Annotated in this window: 19 protein-coding genes; all 19 read left to right on the forward strand. The window is 34.9% G+C overall.

Annotation, left to right across the window (positions count from 1 at the left end; translation table 11 throughout):
- Nucleotides 1-77 precede the first annotated feature (77 nt).
- The 19 genes from A5821_RS16435 (at nucleotide 78) to ahpC (ending at nucleotide 23,100) form a co-directional block, all read left to right on the forward strand.
- The gene (locus A5821_RS16435; protein ID WP_086312044.1) at nucleotides 78-845 is read left to right on the forward strand and encodes an ABC transporter ATP-binding protein; all 768 of its coding nucleotides are present in this window, start codon (nucleotides 78-80) and stop codon (nucleotides 843-845) included.
- On the forward strand, nucleotides 835-2,919 hold the full coding sequence (locus A5821_RS16440) for an ABC transporter permease (protein WP_086312045.1): 2,085 nt from the start codon (nucleotides 835-837) through the stop codon (nucleotides 2,917-2,919). Before A5821_RS16435 ends, A5821_RS16440 begins: the two co-directional genes overlap by 11 nt.
- Before the next feature lie 266 nt (nucleotides 2,920-3,185).
- Nucleotides 3,186-3,335 (forward strand): teichoic acid D-Ala incorporation-associated protein DltX, encoded by a 150-nt coding sequence (locus A5821_RS16445; RefSeq protein WP_086312046.1) that lies wholly within the window; start codon nucleotides 3,186-3,188, stop codon nucleotides 3,333-3,335.
- 14 nt (nucleotides 3,336-3,349) lie between these two features.
- Nucleotides 3,350-4,867 (forward strand): D-alanine--poly(phosphoribitol) ligase subunit DltA, encoded by a 1,518-nt coding sequence (dltA, locus tag A5821_RS16450; protein ID WP_086312047.1) that lies wholly within the window; start codon nucleotides 3,350-3,352, stop codon nucleotides 4,865-4,867.
- Nucleotides 4,864-6,069 carry a D-alanyl-lipoteichoic acid biosynthesis protein DltB gene (gene dltB / locus A5821_RS16455; RefSeq protein ID WP_283936092.1) on the forward strand — a complete coding sequence of 402 codons (1,206 nt, stop codon included), beginning with the start codon at nucleotides 4,864-4,866 and terminating at the stop codon, nucleotides 6,067-6,069. The genes dltA and dltB overlap by 4 nt, the downstream gene beginning before the upstream one ends.
- A 46-nt stretch (nucleotides 6,070-6,115) precedes the next feature.
- Complete coding sequence (gene dltC, locus A5821_RS16460; protein WP_010760538.1) at nucleotides 6,116-6,352, forward strand: D-alanine--poly(phosphoribitol) ligase subunit DltC; 237 nt, start codon at nucleotides 6,116-6,118, stop codon at nucleotides 6,350-6,352.
- Nucleotides 6,352-7,620 (forward strand): D-alanyl-lipoteichoic acid biosynthesis protein DltD, encoded by a 1,269-nt coding sequence (gene dltD / locus A5821_RS16465; RefSeq protein ID WP_086312048.1) that lies wholly within the window; start codon nucleotides 6,352-6,354, stop codon nucleotides 7,618-7,620. The genes dltC and dltD overlap by 1 nt, the downstream gene beginning before the upstream one ends.
- A 146-nt stretch (nucleotides 7,621-7,766) precedes the next feature.
- Nucleotides 7,767-12,101, forward strand: a complete 4,335-nt coding sequence (locus A5821_RS16470) for a SpaA isopeptide-forming pilin-related protein (RefSeq protein ID WP_086312049.1) — start codon at nucleotides 7,767-7,769, stop codon at nucleotides 12,099-12,101.
- A gap of 318 nt (nucleotides 12,102-12,419) precedes the next feature.
- Complete coding sequence (locus A5821_RS16475) at nucleotides 12,420-13,502, forward strand: M42 family metallopeptidase (RefSeq protein WP_086312050.1); 1,083 nt, start codon at nucleotides 12,420-12,422, stop codon at nucleotides 13,500-13,502.
- Nucleotides 13,503-13,522: 20 nt separating this feature from the next.
- A complete protein-coding gene (locus A5821_RS16480) occupies nucleotides 13,523-14,320 on the forward strand; it encodes a DUF975 family protein (RefSeq protein ID WP_086312051.1) in 798 nt (265 codons plus the stop codon).
- Nucleotides 14,321-14,548: 228 nt separating this feature from the next.
- Complete coding sequence (locus A5821_RS16485) at nucleotides 14,549-16,960, forward strand: MucBP domain-containing protein (protein ID WP_339098921.1); 2,412 nt, start codon at nucleotides 14,549-14,551, stop codon at nucleotides 16,958-16,960.
- A 173-nt stretch (nucleotides 16,961-17,133) separates the two neighbouring features.
- Nucleotides 17,134-17,874: an MBL fold metallo-hydrolase gene (locus A5821_RS16490; protein WP_086314264.1), complete on the forward strand. Its 741-nt coding sequence runs from the start codon at nucleotides 17,134-17,136 to the stop codon at nucleotides 17,872-17,874.
- A 13-nt stretch (nucleotides 17,875-17,887) separates the two neighbouring features.
- Nucleotides 17,888-18,892, forward strand: coding sequence for a lipoate--protein ligase (locus A5821_RS16495; protein WP_086312053.1), 1,005 nt, complete (start codon nucleotides 17,888-17,890; stop codon nucleotides 18,890-18,892).
- 201 nt (nucleotides 18,893-19,093) lie between these two features.
- Nucleotides 19,094-19,429: a PadR family transcriptional regulator gene (locus A5821_RS16500; protein WP_086312054.1), complete on the forward strand. Its 336-nt coding sequence runs from the start codon at nucleotides 19,094-19,096 to the stop codon at nucleotides 19,427-19,429.
- The gene (locus A5821_RS16505; protein WP_086314265.1) at nucleotides 19,419-19,781 is read left to right on the forward strand and encodes a DUF1048 domain-containing protein; all 363 of its coding nucleotides are present in this window, start codon (nucleotides 19,419-19,421) and stop codon (nucleotides 19,779-19,781) included. The genes A5821_RS16500 and A5821_RS16505 overlap by 11 nt, the downstream gene beginning before the upstream one ends.
- Before the next feature lie 86 nt (nucleotides 19,782-19,867).
- Nucleotides 19,868-20,548 carry an O-methyltransferase gene (locus A5821_RS16510; RefSeq protein WP_086312055.1) on the forward strand — a complete coding sequence of 227 codons (681 nt, stop codon included), beginning with the start codon at nucleotides 19,868-19,870 and terminating at the stop codon, nucleotides 20,546-20,548.
- 75 nt (nucleotides 20,549-20,623) lie between these two features.
- Nucleotides 20,624-21,250, forward strand: a complete 627-nt coding sequence (locus A5821_RS16515) for an endonuclease III domain-containing protein (RefSeq protein ID WP_086312056.1) — start codon at nucleotides 20,624-20,626, stop codon at nucleotides 21,248-21,250.
- Between the two features lie 141 nt (nucleotides 21,251-21,391).
- Nucleotides 21,392-22,171, forward strand: a complete 780-nt coding sequence (locus tag A5821_RS16520; protein ID WP_249921801.1) for an alpha/beta hydrolase — start codon at nucleotides 21,392-21,394, stop codon at nucleotides 22,169-22,171.
- Nucleotides 22,172-22,536: 365 nt separating this feature from the next.
- Nucleotides 22,537-23,100: an alkyl hydroperoxide reductase subunit C gene (gene ahpC / locus A5821_RS16525; RefSeq protein WP_086312058.1), complete on the forward strand. Its 564-nt coding sequence runs from the start codon at nucleotides 22,537-22,539 to the stop codon at nucleotides 23,098-23,100.
- Nucleotides 23,101-23,125: the final 25 nt, after the last annotated feature.

Genomic DNA, 23,125 nt, shown 5'->3' on the forward strand with positions numbered 1-23,125 from the left:
AATTGTAAGAGGAAACGATGTTCAGTTGCACTAAATATTGGTAGAATAAGGACAATGAATAAACTGGAGCGAAATCTATGAAAAAAATTTTAGAAGTGAATCATTTAAGTAAATTGTATGGCTACCGAAGTAATCGAGTACAAGTTTTAAATAATATTTCCTTTTCTGTTGAACAAGGCGAATTTGTTGGTATCATGGGTCCAAGTGGGGCGGGGAAGTCAACATTATTGAGTACAATATCAACCATCGCACTACCAACAACTGGGAGTGTCCAAATCGATGGTCAAGATATTTTGAAAATGCGAGATAATCAAATCAGTGATTTTCGCCGAAAAAAATTAGGGTTTATTTTTCAAAACTTTAATTTAATGGATACACTGACTGTCAAAGATAATATCTTGCTGCCTTTAGCTGTAGATCGGATGCCGTTGGTTGAGATGGAGCAGCGTTTAAGCCATGTTACAAGCGTTTTGGGAATCGATCAATTGTTGAACGCTTATCCAAATATGATTTCAGTTGGTCAAAAACAACGTGTAGCTGCAGCACGAGCATTGATCACCAAACCTAAGATCATTTTTGCAGATGAACCTACTGGATCGTTAGATTCAAAATCAGCGGCTGAGTTGCTTCAATATATGACCAATATGAACTTACAAGATGATGCAACAATCATGATGGTCACCCATGATCCTTATACTGCGAGTTATTGTAATCGTATTTTATTTATCAAAGATGGTGTGATTTTTTCAGAAGTCGTTCGTCAAGGCTCAAGAAAGGAATTCTTTAACCGATTGATCGATATGCAGGCAACGATTGGCGGAGGTGGGCGTGCCAATGATTTTTAACTTGTCTTGGAAAAATTTTAAAGGTCAATTTCTCAACTACTTAGTTTATTTTGTCAGTATGACTTTTGCGGTAGTTGTTTACTACTGTTTTAGTGCAATCACCTACAACAGAACATTAGCTAATAGAGTTGGGCAAGAGGTTCACATCAATGGTGCGATGAATTTGGGTGGCATTTTGGTTGTGATCATGATTTTAGGTTTTATGTTTGCAGCAAATCATTTCTTCTTATTAAAAAGGGGAAAAGAAATTGGTCTGTATCATTTAATTGGTATGCGAAAAGGACAGATATCTTTTTTGTTTTTTGTGGAAACACTGATCTTAGGGGCATTATCGTTAGTTACGGGGATTCTTTTGGGCATTGTTTTTTCTAAATTGTTTTCTATGATTTTAGCAAAAGCAATGTTTTTACAAGTAGAGAGTCTGTTTTTTGTTTCGATTCCATCTATGATCCAAACAAGTCTAGCATTTCTTTTTATGTTGTTAATGGTTTCACTACGAAGCAGTTGGTTAGTATATCGCTATCAAGTGACAAATTTGTTTAAGCCAATTGAGAAAAGTATGGAGAATTCAAAGAAACTACCTATATTGAAGATTTTTTTAGGTATTCTAGGCATTCTATTTATTTTCACAGGGTACTTTTTATCGTATAATGTTATTCGTTTTGGCACTATTTTAATGCATACGAGATTTGGTTTTGCTGGTTTTTTCATTGCGCCACTGGTAATTATGGTTATTTGTATCGTAGGAACATATTTATTTTTTAAATACACGATGTATCTGATTGCCTTTTTATTTGGTAAGAGTAAATTCAATTATTATCGAAATTTAAATATGCTGGCAGTGGGAAATACAAAGCTTCATATAAAAAGAGGTGGAAATACATTATCTGCGGTGACAGTTTTTATTGCGATTGCTTTAGGAATGATCGGTGGTGCAGCTTCTGTCTATACAATCGGTATGAATTCAGTAAATGTAACGACACCAACCGATTTTATGGTAGCTGAGAATGATTTTAAAAAAGTCACGCAAATAATCGAAAAGGAACCGGATACAACAATCGATTCTCTAGTCACATTAAATTATAAGTTGACGGGTAGTCAATTTCATCTTAAAATTGGACAGGAAGAAAATCAAAATACAGTAAGTCCAATAAACCTATTGTCACTTTCAAATTATCAGGAATTTCAAAGAATAAACCCTTATTTAAAAGATATTGAATTGAAAAATGATCAAGATATCGTTGTTTTAGATAGTATTCAAAATATTTTAAGTGGATTTATTCGTTATGGCTCTACTTTCAATTTACCTGATGGAATAAAACTCCATGTATCTGAGATAAGGCCGGATTACTTAGGTCAAGAATTAATGAGATATAGTTTTACAACAGTCGTTGTATCAGACGAACAGTTTGAAGCAGTAAATTCAGGGATAACATATAAACTAATGGCTTTTAACATTAATGCAAAAGATGAAGAAGTACTTGCAAATAGGTTATCTGAGACCGTAAAACCTAAATGGGAGACTCCTGTTTATTACAAGTATCAGTGGAGGAACAATCAATTGATAGGCTATACCGACAAAACTAGCCGGGAGCCTGAGAAAAAAAATGACCATGAATTTTCTGAGGATGATGAACAGGAATATTGGCAGTTAAACTACACTAGTCGTTTTTCGGATTTGAGATATCAGCGAAGAGTGATGGGGTTATTCATTTATGTAGCCATGTTTTTGGGCATCTTAGCTTTGATTATCACGGGTAGTATTTTGATGCTGCAACAATTTTCAGAGGCTGAGCGAGAAAAAGAAAGTTATGATTTATTAAAGAAGATTGGTATTCCTAAGAAGGAAATCACCAAACTTGTTTATCAGCAAAATAGTATCATCTTTTTTCCGCCTATGATCATTGGTGTTTTACATGCCTCTTTTGCAATTTATGTGTTTAGTAAATATATATCAAGTTCTGGTTATTGGTTGGCCTATCTTTCTTGTGGTCTGTTGATTTTGGTTTATCTTGCTTATTATTTCTTAACTTCTGCGATTTATTCGCGTATCATCCACAGAAGAGATCAATAATTGCTTAATTTTTTGTTAAGTGATTGAATACATCTTTCAATCAAAAAAAATGATTTTAAAAAATAGTTTTTCTTGTATTTTTTTACTATAAAAGGGGTGGAACAATCTTTTTCATTTTTTGTCCCGCCTTTTTTTATGCAGAAGTGACAAAATTGTTAGTGGAAAAAAATTTTTTATTTACGAATTAAGTTTCTTTTCCCCGCGCTTTTGATTACAATAGCAGTACGAAAATGTGAATAACTGTAATTTTGGAGGCATAAATTAAAATGAAACAATTTTTTGACAAACCTAATGTACAGTATTGGGGGAAAATCATTGGAAAAACAGTTTTTTATTTTGGAATACTGTTAATGTTGATTTATTTATATCATTATAAAAATATTGATGGCGGCTCATTTATTTATAATGAGTTTTAGGGAGGAACTATTTCATGACGATTTTAAATATTATTGAAGCAATCGATCGTTGGGGGATAAAGGAGCCAAACCGTCCCGTTTATATTGAAAGCAATCGAACATATACTTATGGAGAGTTGAAGAAAGACTCCGACGCAATTGCTGCTTATTTGCAGAAAAACATAGAACGCTCTCGACCAATCGTTGTTTATGGAGAGTTAGAGTTTGAGATGTTGGCTTGTTTTTTAGGTGCCTCAAAAGCTGGACATGCTTATATACCAATTGAAGCACATACTCCGAAAGAAAGAGTTGAAATGATTTTAGCTGTAGCGGATCCAGCAATGATTTTTTCTGTTAAAGAATGGAATGGACTTGAAACAAATGCTGAAATAGTTTCATTAGAAAAAATTCAAGATATTTGTACGAAGGCTGTGAGTTCAGACCTGTCCTTTGAACCAGTTGTTGAATCAGAAACGTACTATGTTATTTTTACCTCAGGCACTACTGGTGTACCTAAAGGTGTTCAAATAAGTCATACAAATCTTTTAAGTTTTGTTAATTGGGAATTGACGGATTTTGGGATCACAGAAGGCATGCGCTTTTTATCTCAAGCCCCATACTCATTTGATTTATCAGTTATGGATGTTTACCCGGCCTTGACTTCTGGTGGTTCTTTAACACCAATGCGCAAGGATGTAATCAATGACTTTAAAACACTATTTACTGTGCTGCCAAGTCTAGAAATAGAAGTTTGGGTTTCAACGCCATCATTTATGGATATTTGTTTGATGGAACCGACATTTGATGGAGAACATGTTGATAGTTTGAAGATTTTTCTATTTTGCGGAGAAGAGCTACCTAAAGCTACAGCGCAGAAATTATTGGAAAGATTCCCAAAAGCACGTATTTTTAATACCTATGGACCAACAGAGGCAACTGTAGCTATTTCTGGTGTAGAAATCACACAAGAGCTTTTAGATGAATATAGCCGCGTTCCAATTGGGTATGTTAAAGAGGACACCGATGTTTATATCATGAACGAAGACTTGGAACTTCAAGAAGATGAAGTTGGTGAAATCGTGATTGCAGGTCCGAGTGTTTCTAAAGGATACCTGCACAATCCTGAAAAAACAGCAGATGCCTTTTTTGAGTATAAAGGACAACCTGCTTATCGTACAGGTGATGCTGGAAAATTAAAAAATGGTATGCTGATTTATGATGGACGAATGGATTTTCAGATAAAACTTCATGGTTACCGAATAGAGCTTGAAGACATCGATCATCATTTAGCGAGTGTTTCTTATGTAAAACAGGCAGCCGTTGTTCCAAAATACCAAAATCATAAGGTTCAGCAACTCGTCGCTTTTGTAGTCGCTCATCCTCATGATTTTGAAAAAGAATTTAAATTAACAAAAGCAATCAAAGAAGAGTTAAGCTCGTCAGTGATGGATTATATGATTCCTCAAAAATTCATTTATGTGGATCAATTGCCCCTGACAGCCAATGGAAAGATCGACCGTAAAGGGTTGATGAATGAGGTGAATGCAACGTGATCGACTTTCCTCATATGATTCCTTATGCGAATCCAATTTACTTTATTTATTTACTAATTGCACTTACGCCAATGATCCTCACACTATTGATCAAAGGAAAGCGTTGGTCGTGGTATCAGGTTTTAGTTACAGTCTTATTCTTGTATATGAGTTTTGGTGGTGAAGACTGGAAACAAGGTGTAGCATTGATCGTTTATGTTATCTGGCAAACGATTTTAGTTTGGTTCTATTTTCATTATCGTCAAAAGAAAAATACAAGTATAATTTTTTACTTAGCTGTATTTTTGGCCATTTTACCGTTGGTTTTAGTGAAGGTTGTGCCTTTTGTTTCAGGACACGCCTCATTGTTAGGATTTCTAGGAATCTCGTATTTAACTTTCAAATCTGTACAAATCATTATGGAAATGCGTGATGGTTCGATCAAAGAATACAATATATTCCGTTATATTGAATTTCTGTTGTTCTTTCCAACGATTTCATCTGGACCGATCGATCGTTATCGCCGTTTTGAAAAAGATGTTGAAAATCCGCCCACACCTGAAAAATACGTTGATTTTTTAGGAAAAGGAATTCATAATTTTTTCCTAGGATTCTTATATAAATTTATTATTGGGTATTATTTTGGACAAGTGTTGATGCCGGTTGTGGCTAAGATGGCTGTTAAAACAGGTGGTTTTTCTTGGGAATTAGTTGCATATATGTATATTTATAGTATGTATTTATTCTTTGATTTTGCTGGTTATAGTTTATTTGCAGTAGGAACTAGCTATTTAATGGGATATGATACACCGATCAACTTTAATAAACCTTTCTTGAGCTGGAATATCAAAGAGTTCTGGAATCGTTGGCATATGACACTATCGTTTTGGTTTCGGGATTATGTTTATATGCGTTTGATGTTTACTTTGATCAAGAAAAAAGTATTTAAGAGTAGAATCGTAGCTTCAAACGTTGGCTATTTTGCCTTGTTCTTATTGATGGGCGTTTGGCATGGATTAACATGGTATTATCTAGCTTACGGATTTTATCATGCAGCATTGATTTGTTTGACAGATGCTTGGTTGCGTTTCAAGAAAAAACATAAAGAGCAAATCCCATCAAATAAATTCACACATGCTTTTGCGATTTTCTTAACTTTTAATGCAGTTTGCTTTAGTTTCTTGATTTTTTCAGGATTTTTGGATACATTATTCTTTAAATAAAAAATAACATACAGCGAAAAACTGTACGAATAGAGGAGAACTACACATGAACATAGAAGAAACAGTTTTAGATATTTTAGAAGAAATTGCTGGGACAGATGAAGTGAAAGAAAATAGAGATGTCGATTTATTTGAAGAAGGCTTGATGGATTCACTAGCAACTGTTCAGCTACTAGTTGAAATCGATGGACAATTAGGTGTACAAGTACCAGTTTCAGAATTTGACCGCGATTTATGGAACACACCAAATAAAGTTATCGAACAAGTGAAAGCATTACAATAATGAGCATGAAGAAAAAGCTCTTTGGGATTTTTGGACCAATCTTGATTTCAGCGGTTCTACTAGTCATTTTTTTCTTTGCACCCTTTAAAATGGATATGGATAGCAAAAATGTTTTAGCAGATGCGTCCACTTCTATGGCAACTAATGTGCTTAGAGGAAATGCCATTAAAAATAAAGCAATTGATTCTAAGGAATACATTCCATTTTTTGGTTCTTCTGAGCTGAGTCGAATCAGTCCGTTTCATCCTTCGGTTTTAGCAGAAAAATACGATCGAAACTATCGTCCCTTCTTATTAGGAGCGCCGGGTACACAGTCCTTAACACAGGCTTTAATGATGCAATCTATGGGAGAAAATCTTTCTCATAAAAAGGTGGTCTTTATTATTTCACCACAGTGGTTTGTGAAAGATGGCGTAACGAATGATTATTTCAATGCCTACTATTCTGAGTTGCAGACTTATCAGTGGGTTAGTGATTTAAAGCAGGTAACAGCAGACGATGTTTATCTAGCGAAACGCTTAATGGACTTTCCAAAAGTAAAAGAAGATAAGCGATTAGACCATGCTTTAAAAGATATTATCTCCGGACAATTACCGAGTGAATCAGATAAGCAGTACATTGATTTGATGATCAATATGTTTTCTCGAGAAGATGAACTATTTAGTAAAATTGGGATGGTAAGCAAAGAAAAAGCAATTGAAAAAGCAAAAAAACCTTTACCAAATCTTTATAATGTGAATAAATTAGATCAACTTGCAGCTGAAATAGGGCAGAAAGCGACTAGTAATAATTCATTTGAGATTTCTAATCAATTTTATGAAAAACGCCTGAAAAAGAAACTAAATCGTTTAGAGAACGCACAAAAACAATTGGATTATCGTTTTTCACCGGAATTTTCTGATTTACAGTTAGTACTAAGTCAATTGGCACAAGACAATGCAGAAGTATTGTTTATTATTCCGCCAGTGAATAAGCATTGGTCAGATTTTACAGGACTTTCCCAAGAGATGTTGCAAGAATTCGCCAAAAAGGTCAAGTATCAATTAACCAGTCAAGGATTTACCAATATTGCAGATTTTACTAAAGATTGTGATACTCAATATTTTATGGCTGATACGATTCATTTAGGCTGGAGAGGTTGGCTTGCTGCTGATCAACGAATTCAGCCATTCCTTGAAAAAGATTCATCCAAAAAAATAACTTATAAACTCGATCCATCATTCTATTCAAAAGAGTGGCAACAGAAAGAACCTACTAATATAAAATAATAAAAAAACATAACTGTTTTAAGCAGTTATGTTTTTTTATTTCTATTTAAATTAAAAAATTTTGTGATTTTAACTATAAATATTTAAAATTTATGGTAAGATAATGATAGTTATATTTTTTTTATTAAATAGAGGAGAGGGCACAAATGAAAAAACAGAAATTTTGGATAATAATGGTATTGTTTTTTATGATTGCAAACTGTTTGATTCCTGTTGTTAGTCTTGCTGAAACTTTGGTACCAGAAGAAACTTCTGAAACTTCGATGAATAATCCAACAAGTGAGACATTGAACAATGAAGCTTCATCAGAAAGCGCAGCTCCAAGTGAAGTTTCAACAGATGCTACAACGGAAAATTCGACTGAATCGAAAGAAATATCTGAAAGCATAGATGTACCAGGAGAATCAGTAGAAAGCTCGTCTGCTGAGGCTCGGATGGAGCCAAGCCAAGCAAAAGTAAAACAAACTGAGAATCTAATCACAAATGTTACCTTGACGGATTCAAAAGGAGCAGAATTCAACACCACGACGAATCGACCTCAAAGACAAGCACCATTGAAGTTAACCTTACAAGTTGGGGCCGAAAATCAAACAATCCAAGCTGGAACATATGAGTATCAATTGCCAGCAGATATTGCGATTTCAAACAACATATCCGGAAAATTAGCAACAGTCGGAAACTGGACTATCGACACAACCGGAAAACTTACCATCGTTTTTAATGAAACAGTAGTTAATGGAAAATATCAAATCGATATTGAAACAAGCTTTATTCCATATAGCGATGATAGTGACTTACTTAAAACGATTGTTTTTCCATTAGCGAACAACCAGGCAAAACAATACGATATTTTATTTAAACTTTCAGGTGAAGGAAGCATTACTCTGAATAAAAATAAAAAATTTAATACAGATATAGTATCGACAGAAATAAAAACCAATATTAATCGAGAAACTATCCAGCCAAATCAAAAAATAGTGGTCAAAAACATGATCAATAAAAACGGTTCGAGTCAGATAGAAGATGCATCTGCTTATATCAATATCAAGAATGTGAAAGTCTTTGAACAAGACGTTTCAATGGGGGGCAAGTTGATTGGCGAACCTGTTTTGTTAGGGAGTGGCGAGTATACACTTCAACAAAACGATGCAAATTTGGAAGTTACCTTAAATAAAGAAACAAATAAAGCGGTAATCCTGACGTATGAATCAGTTATTGAAGAAAATTCGATCGTGAATGAAGAACTATATTATCTGAGAACTCAGGCTACTATTTATGGAACAGCTCTTACAAACTATGTATATTTCCAATATAATCACAATCCTCATATAACCAAAAAAGGTGAGTACAATGTCAAAACAAATACAATCGTTTGGACAATCGATTATAATTTGGACAATACAGAGCTAATGCAAGGAAGCAAGTTTACAGACATCATCAAGGATGAAGTTGCTAATGATTTAACTTTTTCAAACCTAAAAATTTATTATTTATATGTTTATGGTACCAATTCAATCAGCCAAGGTGGTTTTGTTTCATCAAATCTTTGGGATACAAGTGGTTTTGGTCAATATACAACGGATTACACGTATAACAATAACCCAAGCACACCTTCAACTCAGGCGTATCGGTTTGTCTATGAAACAGCGGTTCAAAATCCTAGCCCCCGTGTGATTGAAAATGAAGCTTCAGATACGTTAGGAAGTGACACTGCAAAGATCAATCTAGCCCCATCAAATATTTCTAAAATACTAGAAGAAGATTCTCTAGATATGACAGCTGGTACAGTAGACTGGTCGATCATTGTTAATAATAAACATTGGGGAATGCAGTTCAATAAAATGATTGATGAGTTTGGCGAGCGAGTAAAAGAGCTAGTGGACGGTTCAGCTGATTTTTACTATTATGCTAAAGGGGACGATAAAACAAAGCACCCATTAGTTGCAGGACAAGATTATACGATCCAAAAAACGAATTCTGGTTTTACAGTGGACATGTTGGGTGTTCATAGTGGTGTCACAACAAATAAATATGTTTTGACATATACAAGCAAATTTGACAATACAGATGTTAAAGTAGGCGACGAACTAAGTAATAAGGTCTCTCTGGCAGGTAATGGAAATATTCCGATGGAAGCTTCAGTGACATTTAATATTCCTAACTTTTTAGTTGAGGGTGGTAAGAAAAATGTTACGTATGCGAATACGGCTGGATTATTTACTTGGACGATTGGGATTAATGAAGAGCGTCATAAATATAAAAATCTTATTTTAGATGATGAAATAGAATCGATTCAAAAATTAGATAAGGACTCGATCGAGATTCTCGAACTAGACAAGATTGTCAATGAAGATGGTAAAGAAGTTGTTCTGACAGGAGCAGCAATCCAACCAGGAGATCCCCGTTATCCAACTGTTATGGAAATCAAAGACAATCACATTCATTTAGAATTTTCAGCTATTGGCAACAAAAAAGTAGCAATTCGATATAAAACAGCACCAGCTACAGCACCTGTTTCCGATTACTACACTAAATTTACGAATATCGCTAAAATCAGCGATGAAAATGACTATCAACACGAGCTTAAAGCGGAAGAAACAGTTGCTTTGGGGATCAATACTTATAAGTATGGAAGAATTTCGCTAGCGGATAACAAACTTGCTAATTGGCATATTCAAACGAATACTATGCCGGAAAACCGTCCGTATAAAAATTTAGTTTTAGAAGATAGCTTCACACTAAGTGATTTATCGAAAGCTGAAAATACTAACTTTGTGATAGGGAATGATGCGTTTGTTGTTAGAGATTTAGTCACTAATAAGGTTCTCAGCTTAGGTGAAGACTATGAAATTACCTTCACTTACGATCCGAATCAAAGTGCGGCAGGCGCACTTTTGAAAAATTATGAGACGAATTATTTTAAAATCACTTTTAAAAAAGAAACTCGAGGAGTTTCTGTCGATTATCAAACAGTTACGACAAAATCAGCAAATGTACTTAATACAGCTGTGTTTTCAAATGATAATGCAATCAAAACAGATTGGGCAACAGTAAATCATACGGTCACAAGTGGTTCTGGTTCTGGAAAAGGCGTCGGTCAGATTCCATTGAAAAAAGTTGATGCACGTACACAAGAACCTTTAAAAGGAGCCGTTTTTGAACTGTTTGATAAAGAAAGCAATCAATCATTAGGACTAAAGGTAACGTCTGATCAAGAAGGGAATGCTACCTTTAAATCAGTGGCCGAAGGTGAGTATTTAATCAAAGAAATTACAGCGCCAGATGGGTATAAATTATCTGACGAGTATCAAAAAGGTGTACTTTTATCAACAAAATCTGATGAGGATATTGATGATCCAACTTATATAACTGTTGTTGAAAACCAACCAATCATCACAACAGGAACTCTAGAGTTGAAAAAAGAAGATCCAAAAGGTGATGCGTTACCAGATGCTAAGTTCATTTTATCTCATAGTAATCCAGAAAAAAAATACTACCAGATAGATGAACAAGGACAGCCTAGTTGGACGGAGGATCAAAAATTAGCCCACATATTCAATTCAAATGAACAAGGCTTGGTTACAGTTTCTGACCTGTCAGAGGGTGAATATGCCTTTACAGAAGTAGAAGCACCTAGCGGTTACGAATTAGATAAAGAACCAGTTGCATTAACATTGACGAAAGAGTTGATCGAATCAGAAACAGCGGTCACAGGAACCAAAGTCAACCAACTACTAACTGGAACGGTCCGTGTGAAAAAAATCGATCAAGAAACGAAGCAAGTTCTGAGCGGGGCTGAATTTACGCTGGTTTCTAAAAATGATCCAACAAGGCAACTCAAATTGACAACAGATGAGAATGGTATCGCTGAGGTTGACAAAATCTCTCAAGGTACGTATACACTCACTGAAACAAAAGCGCCAGTTGGTTATCATCTGAAAGATTATAAGGAAGAAATCACGATCGATCCTGAGCACCTAAATCATGAATTAACTATAGAAAACGAGCATATAACAGGAGAAATTCTATTTCAACATGTAGATACAAAAGGAAATAAAATTGATGATGATGATGTATTAACAGGAAAAGTTGGCACAAAACAAACAGTTAAACCAAAAGAAATTGCTGGCTTCCGTTTTAAAGAAGTACAAAAAGCAACGCCTCAATTAAGGAATAAGATGGATCAGTTAGCCAGAATAGATGAAGTGATGTTTACAGAAGCACCACAAAAAATAATCTATGTATACGAAAAAGAATCAGTTCCGCCTATCGTTGATCCGCAAGTACCAAAAGAAAAAACGACAACGCAAGCAAACAAAAATAAGTTACCGAACACAACGACACTTGCCAAGAAAAAGTTACCAAGAACTAATGAACAGGTCGAAAACTGGTATGTTTTATTAGGGAATAGTTTGATTGTCAGCCTACTGGGGTATTATGTTATTTATTACTTTAGAAAAAAAGAAATAGACAACAATTAATTTCATGTAGATGGCAAAGAAAGTGATAGAAAGTGCCTATTTTTAGGGGTACTTCTATCACTTTTTATTTTCTATTTTTAATATACAGTTGATTTTTCAAGAGTGCTAATAAGTGATATAATACGATTAGCGAGAATTGAGTAGCATTAGACATTGCTTCGATCTCATCAACATCTAAGAGCTAAAGTTCTAGAAATTGAAGATTTTGGGAAAAAAGATAAAAATAGCATAGGGCGAAAAGCGTCTCAGTGAATTTTTTCTATTTTCCTATCAAGGCTGAACGAGTTCTTTCAGCTTTTAAATTTAGGAGGGAATATTTTGGATCAAAAAGAAGAACGTTTATTAATAGACTTAACCAATGCTAAAGGAGTACCAGGCAATGAAGGAGAAGTCAGAGAGATATTTAAAAAATATGCAGAACCATTTGCAGATAAAATCATGTATGACGGGTTAGGGAGTATTATTGCCAAGCGTGTTGGTGATAAAGAAGGCCCTAAAGTGTTCTTTTCAGGACACCTAGATGAAGTTGGTTTTATGGTCACTCAAATTACAGAAAAAGGTTTTATCAAATTCCAAACACTTGGGGGTTGGTGGGGACAGGTTATGCTGGCGCAACAAGTGCAAATCAAAACGGGAAAAGGCGACTTGTTTCATGGCGTGATTGGTTCAAAACCACCTCATGTTTTAACGGCAGAAGCTAGAAAACAACCTTATGATGTAGCAGACATGTTTATAGATATCGGTGCTTCTAGTGATAAACAAGTGGCTGAGTGGGGCATTAAACCTGGAGACATGATCACGCCTTACATTGAATATCGCCGAATGAACAATACTAAGTTTATGTTGGCTAAAGCTTGGGATAATCGTATCGGTACAGCCGTTTCTTTAAGAGTTTTGGAAAATTTAGCGACAGAAGGGCATCCTAATATTTTATTTGCTGGAAGCGATGTACAAGAAGAAGTTGGCTTACGTGGTGCTCAAACAAGTACTCATCTAGTTGATCCAGATATTGCTTTTGCATTAGATACTGGAACCGCCGGAGATACTCCAGGAATGACGCCTAAAGAAGCGGACTCTGAATTAGGAAAAGGACCGCAAATCTTGATTTTCGACGCTTCAATGATTCCGCATAAAAAATTGCGTGACTTTGTGATCCAAGTGGCAGAAGAAAATAATATTCCTTTCCAATATACTGTAATCACAGGTGGCGGTACTGATGCCGGCAGAATGCACTTATCTAGAAACGGTGTACCGTCATTGGCAATTACAGTTCCAGTTCGTTATTTACATTCTCATACATCTATGATTCATGAAGATGATTATTTAAATACAGTTAAATTAGTGACAGAAGTCGTTAAACGCTTAGATCAAGAAACGGTAGATAAGCTTCGCAGTTATTAAACCAGAAGGAGATGTTTCAAATGAAAAGTCAGATTACAAATGCAATGCATCGAGAGCAAGCTCGAATATCATTAAAAGATCAGTGGGGAACGATGGCTTGGATTACTTTTTTAGCAGCATTGATTACTATGCTGATCGGTGCAGTGGTATCGATGATTGTAAGAGCACCAGAAGATAGCGCAACAGGTAATGTTATCACATTCTTATTGAATAACTTCATTTTCTTTGCACTTACCTATGCAACATATTATTGTGCCTTGGAAGTATTGAGAGGAAGAAAAGCTGATGCAAGTATGCTTGGGATTATGTTTCAAGGAAAATTTTATATTCCTATGTTATTGATCAATCTTATTCAAGCAATTATTGGTGCAATACTGAATTTAATTATATTATTACCGATCCTTTTAACTTCAGGAGTGGTTTTATACTTTAGTATGATGGTCAATAAAATTCCATTGAAAGAAATTCAAGGAGAAGCAACGGGGGATGTGACTGTTGCATTAATGATTCTTCTATTTACTATATTAGCAGCTTTCATAGGTGTTTTTGTGAGTGGTGTTTTCCAATTTGCTGTTTGGGTAAAAATCGATGATAATAAATTGCCAGTAGGAGATACGATCAAATATGCGTTGTCTTTGATGAAAGGACGTTTTGGACAGTATTTCTTATTACAATTATCTTTCATTGGTTGGTTTTTCATCGGTGTATTAACATTTGGGATTGGTTTGTTATGGGTGATTCCTTATCATAATGTCGCTATCGCAAGTTTTTATGATACAGCTCGTGAAGAAAAAGGTGCACCGATTAGTGTAGAATAATGAATTGAAAAATTTTAATCATATGTAATACACTATATAATAAAATCTCTTTTGTTTGCTCTTCGTTACTAAAAGGTCAAATAAGAGAGATTTTTTGTTGTGTAAAACTATTATATTAAAAAAATTTAAAAACATAAATATAATAGAGATAGAAGAACGCTTTTACTATACATAACGAACGTTTTCGATTAATATGGTTTAACATCAAAATATGATAGGAGAATAGTTGTGAAAAAAACGAGTTTTACATTGCTTTTTATTTTATTAATAAGTATTTGGCAACCTAGCATTATTTTAGCCGAAACAATAGATAGCAGTTCCCCTAAGATTAGTAATGATTCAAAAGAAGCAGTAGAAGTTTCAAGTGAAGAAACCGTTTCTTCAGAATCCAGTGGGACAAGTAATCCAACTGAATTGTCGAATAGTCGGGATACAATTGATTTTACCGTTTCACAAGAAACTAGTGAAAGAGAAGTTTCCACATTTGATGTATCTACGACTGATATTGCGGCAGGTACCTTTGGAACAAGTGATTGGTCTATAGATGACACAGGTGTACTTCATATTCAGCAAGGTGAATTTGATGATACCCCGGAAATTGGTTTTTATCGTCAAAGTCCTTGGTTTGATTATAGAAATTCCATAAATAAGATTGTTTTCGAAGGACCTGTTGTAGCATCAGCCATTATGGAACGCTTGTTTGAAGGCCTATCTAATGTGACTGAAATTGAAAATATTTCCTACCTAGATACTTCAAATACAGTCAATATGCAGCGTACTTTTGCTGATTGTACCAGTCTAGTTTCATTAGACTTAACGAGTTGGGATACATCTAAAGTACAAGATATTTTTTCTCTTTTTTATGGATGTGTGAATATGGAGAATCTAGATATTTCAACATGGAACACACAAAGTATAACTGCAATAACCTATGCATTTGCAAACATGACAAAATTGAAGGCATTAAACTTATCGAATTGGAATCTGTCACCGATGTATTCAGCGCAAGGAGTCTTTATGGGGGATAGTTCATTAGAGTCTTTAGATTTATCTGGATTTGACATGACTAGGTTATCTTCCAATAATGCCTACTCAACATCAAGGTTTTTCCAAAATACTACCGCATTAAAAGAATTAAAGCTTAGTTCAAGTTTTAGATTTATAGGCAGTAATTCAAGTACTAATCCTGAATTACCGCTGGTTCCTATAAATGATATGTATACTGGAATGTGGCAGAACATTGGTGATGGTACAAGTGGTAATCCTAATGGTGCAGATATCTGGACAAGTCGAGAATTGATGAGTGATTTTGATCTTGCTCCAAAAAATGATACGTACGTTTGGCAGCCTGTCACTAGAGTTGCAGCGGATGTCACTGTAACATATGTAGATGAAACAGGAGCAGAAATCCACACCGCTCAATCAATTAGTGGAAATATTGGCGAAACCTATGATGCGACAAGTGCTGAGTATAAGCTTACACTCGACGGCTACACACTAGATGAAAGCAACCTGCCAGAAAATGCCAAAGGAACATTAAGTGAAACAGCCCAAACCGTTGTGTACAACTATACAAAAAATCCAGTAAAAGCAGCGGATGTAACGGTAACATATGTAGATGAAACAGGAGCAGAAATCCACACCGCTCAATCAATTAGTGGAAGTATTGGCGAAACCTATGATGCGACAAGTGCCGAGTATAAGCTTACACTCGACGGTTATACACTAGATGAAAGCAACCTGCCAGAAAATGCCAAAGGAACATTAAGTGAAACAGCCCAAACCGTTGTGTACAATTATACAAAAAATCCAGTAAAAGCAGCGGATGTCACTGTAACGTATGTAGATGAAACAGGAGCAGAAATCCGCACCGCTCAATCAATTAGTGGAAATATTGGCGAAACCTATGATGCGAGAAGTGCTGAGTATAAGCTTACACTAGACGGCTACACACTAGATGAAAGCAACTTGCCAGAAAATGCCAAAGGAACATTAAGTGAAACAGCCCAAACCGTTGTGTACAACTATACAAAAAATCCAGTAAAAGCAGCGGATGTCACTGTAACGTATGTAGATGAAACAGGAGCAGAAATCCGCACCGCTCAATCAATTAGTGGAAATATTGGCGAAATCTATGATGCGACAAGTGCCGAGTATAAGCTTACACTAGACGGCTACACACTAGATGAAAGCAAGTTACCTGAACATATGACAGGAGTATTGAGTGATAAGCCAATAACAGTAGAGTATGTTTATAAAAAAAATCCAGCAAAAATAGGGACGATCACGATAAACTACGTAGATGAAGCTGGTAAAAAAATCCATGATTCTAAAACGATTAGTGGTAATATCGGTACATCATATGATGTTTCCATAGCAAATTATAAACCTATAATAGATGGTTATACACTAAATGAAAACAAATTACCTAAAAATGCAAAAGGTATAGTTGAAAAACAAAACCATACAGTAACATATGTTTATAGCCAGAATAAAGAAATGAAAAATAACCAAAAGAATACGCAGATTAAAGAACAATTGCCTTTAGCGGGAGAGAGTAACAAAAAATCTCTGATGCTCATGGGTGGAGGAATTATAGTTTTGTGTGGTGTTCTATATCTTTTGAAAAAAAGAAAATAAAAGATAGCTGATTCAACGCCGCTGATTGAAATCATGTTATGGAAATTTATAGACTAAAAAATGACTGTTTAAGTTATTTTTAGTCTTTTTTTGTTCAATCATGTCTGTTTTTATCAATGATTTCCTTTTTTGTGGTACCATTAAGTGAAAACTAATCAAGGAGGTCGATGAAGTTGAAGATAACCGTTTTAGGCTGTTTAGGTGCTTATCCTTATAAAGGAGAAGGAACCAGTTCTTACTTGCTAGAATCAGATGGTTTTAAGCTATTACTAGATGCTGGGAGTACAACCTTAATTAATTTAGAAGAGCATATTGATCCATTAACCTTAGATGCTGTGATATTGTCACACTACCATTATGATCATATTGCTGATCTGGGAGTGTTACAATATTATCGTCAGCTATACCCAGTGATGGAACCAACGCCTATATTACCTATTTACGGACATACAGATGATCCTGTTCATTTTGAGTCTTTAAATATGCCAAACGTGTCAAAAGCAGTTCCCTATTTTGAAGCAGAAGAATTAAAATTAGGGCCTTTTCTTGTGACGTTTATGAAAACAATTCATCCTGTTCCATGTTATGCAATGCGTTTTGTAGAAGAAAAAACAGGGAAGGTATTCGTTTTCACAGGTGATTCAGGTTATTTGGAAAGCTTTGTTGATTTTGCCAAAGATGCGGATGTCTTTTTAGCTGATACTTATCTATTTGAAGGAAATGAACAGCATCATGCCCATTTTACTTCAAAAGAATCAGGCGAAATCGCTAAAGCGGCTCATGTCAAAAAACTGATCCTGACTCATTTACCCCAACATGGTTCATTAGCAGAATTGAAAAAACAAGCTGAAAATGCTGCTGGTAGTCAAGTGTCCGTTAGTTTAGCAGAGAAAAATTTAGTGATTGAAATTTAAGGAGTGGTGAACTGTGATTTTTGTACCAAATGAAAACAATGACCCAAGAGTCAACTTAGCGATCGAGACGTATTTATTAAAAGAAAAACCTTTAGATGAGCCGATTTTATTATTTTATATTAATGATCCCTCGATTATTATTGGTCGTAACCAAAATACGATTGAAGAAATCAACAAAGAATATGTGGATGAACATGGAATTCATGTGGTTCGTCGTTTAAGCGGTGGAGGTGCTGTTTATCATGATCATGGGAACTTGAATTTCAGTTTTATCATGCCAGATGATGGTAATTCTTTTCGTGATTTTGCGAAAGTAACACAACCAATTATTCAAGCGTTGCATGAACTAGGTGTTTCTGGTGCTGAATTAAAAGGGCGCAACGATTTAGTGATCGATGGTATGAAATTTTCTGGAAATGCGATGTATGCAACAGCAGGAAGAATGTTTGCTCATGGCACGTTGATGTTTGATAGTAATATTGATGAAGTAGTAAACACCTTAAAAGTTCGCAAAGATAAAATCGAATCTAAAGGAATCAAATCCGTTCGTTCTCGGGTAACGAATATCAAACCATTTCTACCAGCAGACAAACAAGATATGACGACAGAAGAATTTCGTGAAGATATCTTATTGAAAATCTTTGGTGTTGACTCTGTCGATCAAGTGAAAACATATGAGTTAACGGATGAAGATTGGGAAAAAATCAACAAGATTTCAGACGAATATTATCGTAACTGGGATTGGAATTATGGGAAATCACCAGCCTTCAACTTAGAACGTCATCAACGCTTCCCAATTGGTTCCATTGATGCGCAAATGAATGTAGAAGATGGAGAAATCAAAGAAATCAAAATCTTTGGCGATTTCTTTGGATTAGGTGAAATCAAGGATGTTGAAGAGATATTGACAGGCACAAAATATGAAAAATCAGCAATTGAAGCGGCTGTCGATCAGATTGATCTTAAAAAATATTTTGGTAATATTGAAAAAGATGATTTGGTTGGTTTGCTTTATTAAGAAATAGAAAATAAGGTACTTGTAGTAAAACTAGAGAATAGTTTTACTACAAGTGCTTTTCTTATAGTCAACTACTTAGTAAAACAAAGTAGTTGACAAACATCCTACTAAGTTATACTATATACCTGTACTTAGCACTACTTAGTAGTTTAAGGATAAAAGAACCTAAAGTATCAAAAGAAAGAACGGGTGATGAACATTATGAACGGGATAACAGAAATGCTCAAAGGTGTCTTAGAGGGTGTCATTTTGGAAATTATCAATCGGCATGAAACGTATGGTTATGAAATAACCAATAATTTACAAGAATATGGGTTTGAAGATATTGTTGAAGGAACGGTTTATACGATTCTTTTACGCTTGGAAAAAAAGAATTTAGTCACAGTTACAAAGAAAAAATCAACGGTTGGACCGATGCGCAAATTTTATTCTTTAAATGATGCAGGTCAGAAAGAACTCGCATTATTTTGGCAACGCTGGACCTTTATTTCAGGTCAAATCGAACGATTAAAGGAGGGAACAGATGATGAAAAATAAAAACGTCATCAATTATTTCAAACAAGTTCATGCGGATAAGGTAGAATACAACAGGCAAATGGCACGCCTAAAGGAGCTTCCTTCTGATTATCAAATTGTTTATAAAGAAGTTCAAAAATTTTTATGGGAATTTACCGCAGGTGATGGGATGGACATGCTTCCGCCAATGCTGGAATTACTAGACTTTTTTGAAGAAGGCGCTGCAAATAATATACCTGTTTTACAATTAGTTGGAGAAGATGTTGGATCTTTTGCTGAAAATACACTTCATGAAATGCAGGCTAAAACACGGATCAATGAACTAAAAAGAAAAATGAATGAACGAATCGCTAAAAAAATCAGTAAAGAATAGAACAGTATAAGTGAAACAGATGAAAATTATTTTTTGACATCATATCCTTCAATTCGTATAATAAAGAAGCGAAAAGGAGCGATAGTATGCGAAATGAAATGATGCATCGACCAGTTGTAAAAAAAGAACTCGTTGATTTTATGCGTAATAAACAAAAAAAGATCCAAGGTGAACTTGGCGTTATCGAAGAGGAAGCCCACGCGGCAGGGGTGCCGATCATCCCTCATGAAACCGTTGTGTTTCTACAATTTTTCTTAGATCAAATCAAACCCAAGAATATTTTAGAAATTGGAACAGCAATCGGTTTTTCTTCTAGTTTAATGGCACAATACGTCGGAGATGACGGACATGTGACAACAATCGATCGATTTGATGTAATGATCAAAAAAGCGAAAGTAACCTATGAACGCCTAGGATTGACAGATAAAGTAACTTTATTAGAAGGTCAAGCGGCAGAAGTTTTACCGACATTAACGGGTCCTTATGACTTTATTTTTATGGACAGTGCGAAATCCAAATATATTGAATTTTTACCAGAATGTTTACGTTTGCTACGCGTTGGTGGTGTTCTAATGGTGGATGATGTTTTCCAAGCAGGAACAATTTTAGATCCAATTGAGGAAATTCCACGTAGCCAAAGAACGATCCATAGAAAGTTGAATCAATTTTTAGATACTGTGATGACCCATCCAGATTTGACTTCGACGTTACTACCATTAGGCGATGGTGTAATCATGATCACAAAAGAAAAAGAAATAACCGAATAACCATTATACGGCTTGGGTCAGGATGTAATTATTTTGACCTAAGTTTTTTTACATAGCCATAGAGGAGGGGAAAAAATGAAAACAGATAGAGACAAGCTTCAAGTGCTAAATAACTTAGTTGAACATTATGGGTTTCAGTATTGGTGGGAAGATGAGAATCGTTTATCTGATTGGGTATCGATGATCTTGATTCAGCAAACGACAGAAAAAAATGCCCACAAAGCATTAGGAAATTTGGGGCCATATTTAACTGTAGAAAGTCTTCTGGAAATTGAATTGGAGACTTTGCAAGAACTAATTCGGCCAGCAGGATTTTTTAAACAAAAAAGTAGCTATATTAAAGCATTGATCGATTGGTTTATTTCTCATGATAGTGATTTTGATAAATTCCGTACATATTCGACAGATGCGCTTAGAAAAGAACTTTTAACGATTAAAGGTGTAGGTTCAGAAACAGCAGATGCGATGCTGCTTTATATTTTTGAGCGAAATGTGTTTATCGCGGATCAATATGCGATTCGTTTATTTAACCGTTTAGGTTTTGGACCATATAAAACCTATGAAGAAATGCGCAAAGATTTTATGCATTTGACGGAATCAATCCCTCATGATTTATGTAAAGAATGGCATGCAGCAATTGACGTTCATGGAAAGCATTTTAATAAAGACAAAAATATGGATGAAACATTTTTATGTTCTTAACCGAGCGTTTATTTTATGTTTAATTTTCATTTAAGTTTCAAGGCGTAGACTCTCTCTCTATTGGAGGAGAACGCCATGAAGAACAATAACAGGATAAAAAGAAAGTGTCACAAAATATTTTTGATAGTAGGTGTTGTTATAATGCTCTTTCTATTATTTCAAAAAAGCTTTACTGCATTTGCAGAAAAATTTACACAAACGAGTGAACCTGTGGAAATTAACATTCCAACGATTTTGGTTCCTGGAACAAATGGAACTGTAAATCGCTTCAATGGGTTGATCAAAATGATAGAGCCTAAAGCTGATGTGTTGAAAGTTACTGTAGCGACAGATGGTACTGTATCTTCTAAAGGCAAGCTGAAAAATTCAACAAAACATCCTATCATTGTGATTGCGTTTCAAGATAGCAGTGATGAAACCTTAGCGATCCAAGGAAAATGGTATCAACTAGCACTGAGTTATATTCAAAAAAAATACTCATTCGAAACGTACAACTATCTAGGTCATTCTAATGGCGGACTAGTGATCACGTCTTACCTTGAAGAATTTCAGCAAGCGTCAGATCCTAAATTAGCTAAACTAATAACCTTAGGCACACCCTACAATGATACATCAAAAAAATACAATGATGCAGTGACTTCATTTACACAAGTAAAGGAAACGAGTGATTTACTAAAAGGTTATTTAGCGAAGCAAGAAAATATTCCCGATACGATCAAGATGTTGAATATTGCTGGAGAAGTTGAAGAGACAGCATCTGACAACACAGTACCTGTGCAAAGTGTTTTTTCTGGAAGGTACATTTACTACGATCAAGTAGCTGAGTATCAAGAAGTATTGATTAAAGGTGTAAATACAAGTCACAGTGAACTAGTGGAAAACCAGGAAGTCATTCAATTGTTGAAGAAATTTTTTGGGTAAAATAAAGTAAAGAAATAATAGGATAGAGGCTGCTGTCTGTGTCCTGTTTTTATTTTATTGTGTGATTATGATCAGACAAACAATAAACGTTGATTTTTTATGTTATTGAGAATGAAAGAGCTATTTTCTCAAATAAAAGACAAAAATACCAAAAATAAAATAACTTAACTATAATAATTCTATTGACATAATAATTTTAAATTGATACGCTAAGAGTGTAGAAAAATATTTAGCTACATGGGCTAGTCTTTCCGAAAAAAGATAAAATAGGATTGAGATAGAAAACATCTCATTCATATTTTCCTGCTTCTCAGTTTAGACTAAGTGAGCTCATTACGCTTTTAAATTTTAGGAGGAATAATTAAATGAACTTAATCAACACGAAACTATTAGACTTTGAATGTGATGCATACCAAGATGGTGAGTTTATCAAAGTATCAACGGCAGACGTATTAGGTAAATGGAGTATTTTCTTCTTCTATCCAGCTGACTTTTCATTTGTTTGTCCAACAGAATTAGGGGACATGCAAGATCACTACGATCACTTAAAAGAGCTGAATTGTGAAGTTTATTCTGTATCTGAAGATAGCCACTTTGTTCATAAAGCATGGGCGGATGCGACGGATACGATCGGTAAAATCAAATACCCAATGTTAGCTGATCCGAATGGTAAAATTGCTCGTTTCTTCGGTGTTTTAAATGAAGACTTAGGTCAAGCATACCGTGGAACATTTATTGTGAGCCCAGAAGGCGAAATCAAATCATATGAAATCAACGATATGGGAATCGGCCGTAATGCAGAAGAGCTAGTTCGTAAATTAGAAGCTTCTCAATTTGTAGCTGAACATGGCGATAAAGTTTGTCCAGCTAACTGGAAACCAGGTGAAGAAACAATTGCACCAAGTTTAGACTTAGTTGGTAAAATCTAAACATTTTAATAGACAACGATGAGAC

Source organism: Enterococcus sp. 7F3_DIV0205, assembly GCF_002141365.2.
In the GTDB taxonomy this organism is placed as follows: Bacteria; Bacillota; Bacilli; order Lactobacillales; family Enterococcaceae; genus Enterococcus_L; species Enterococcus_L palustris.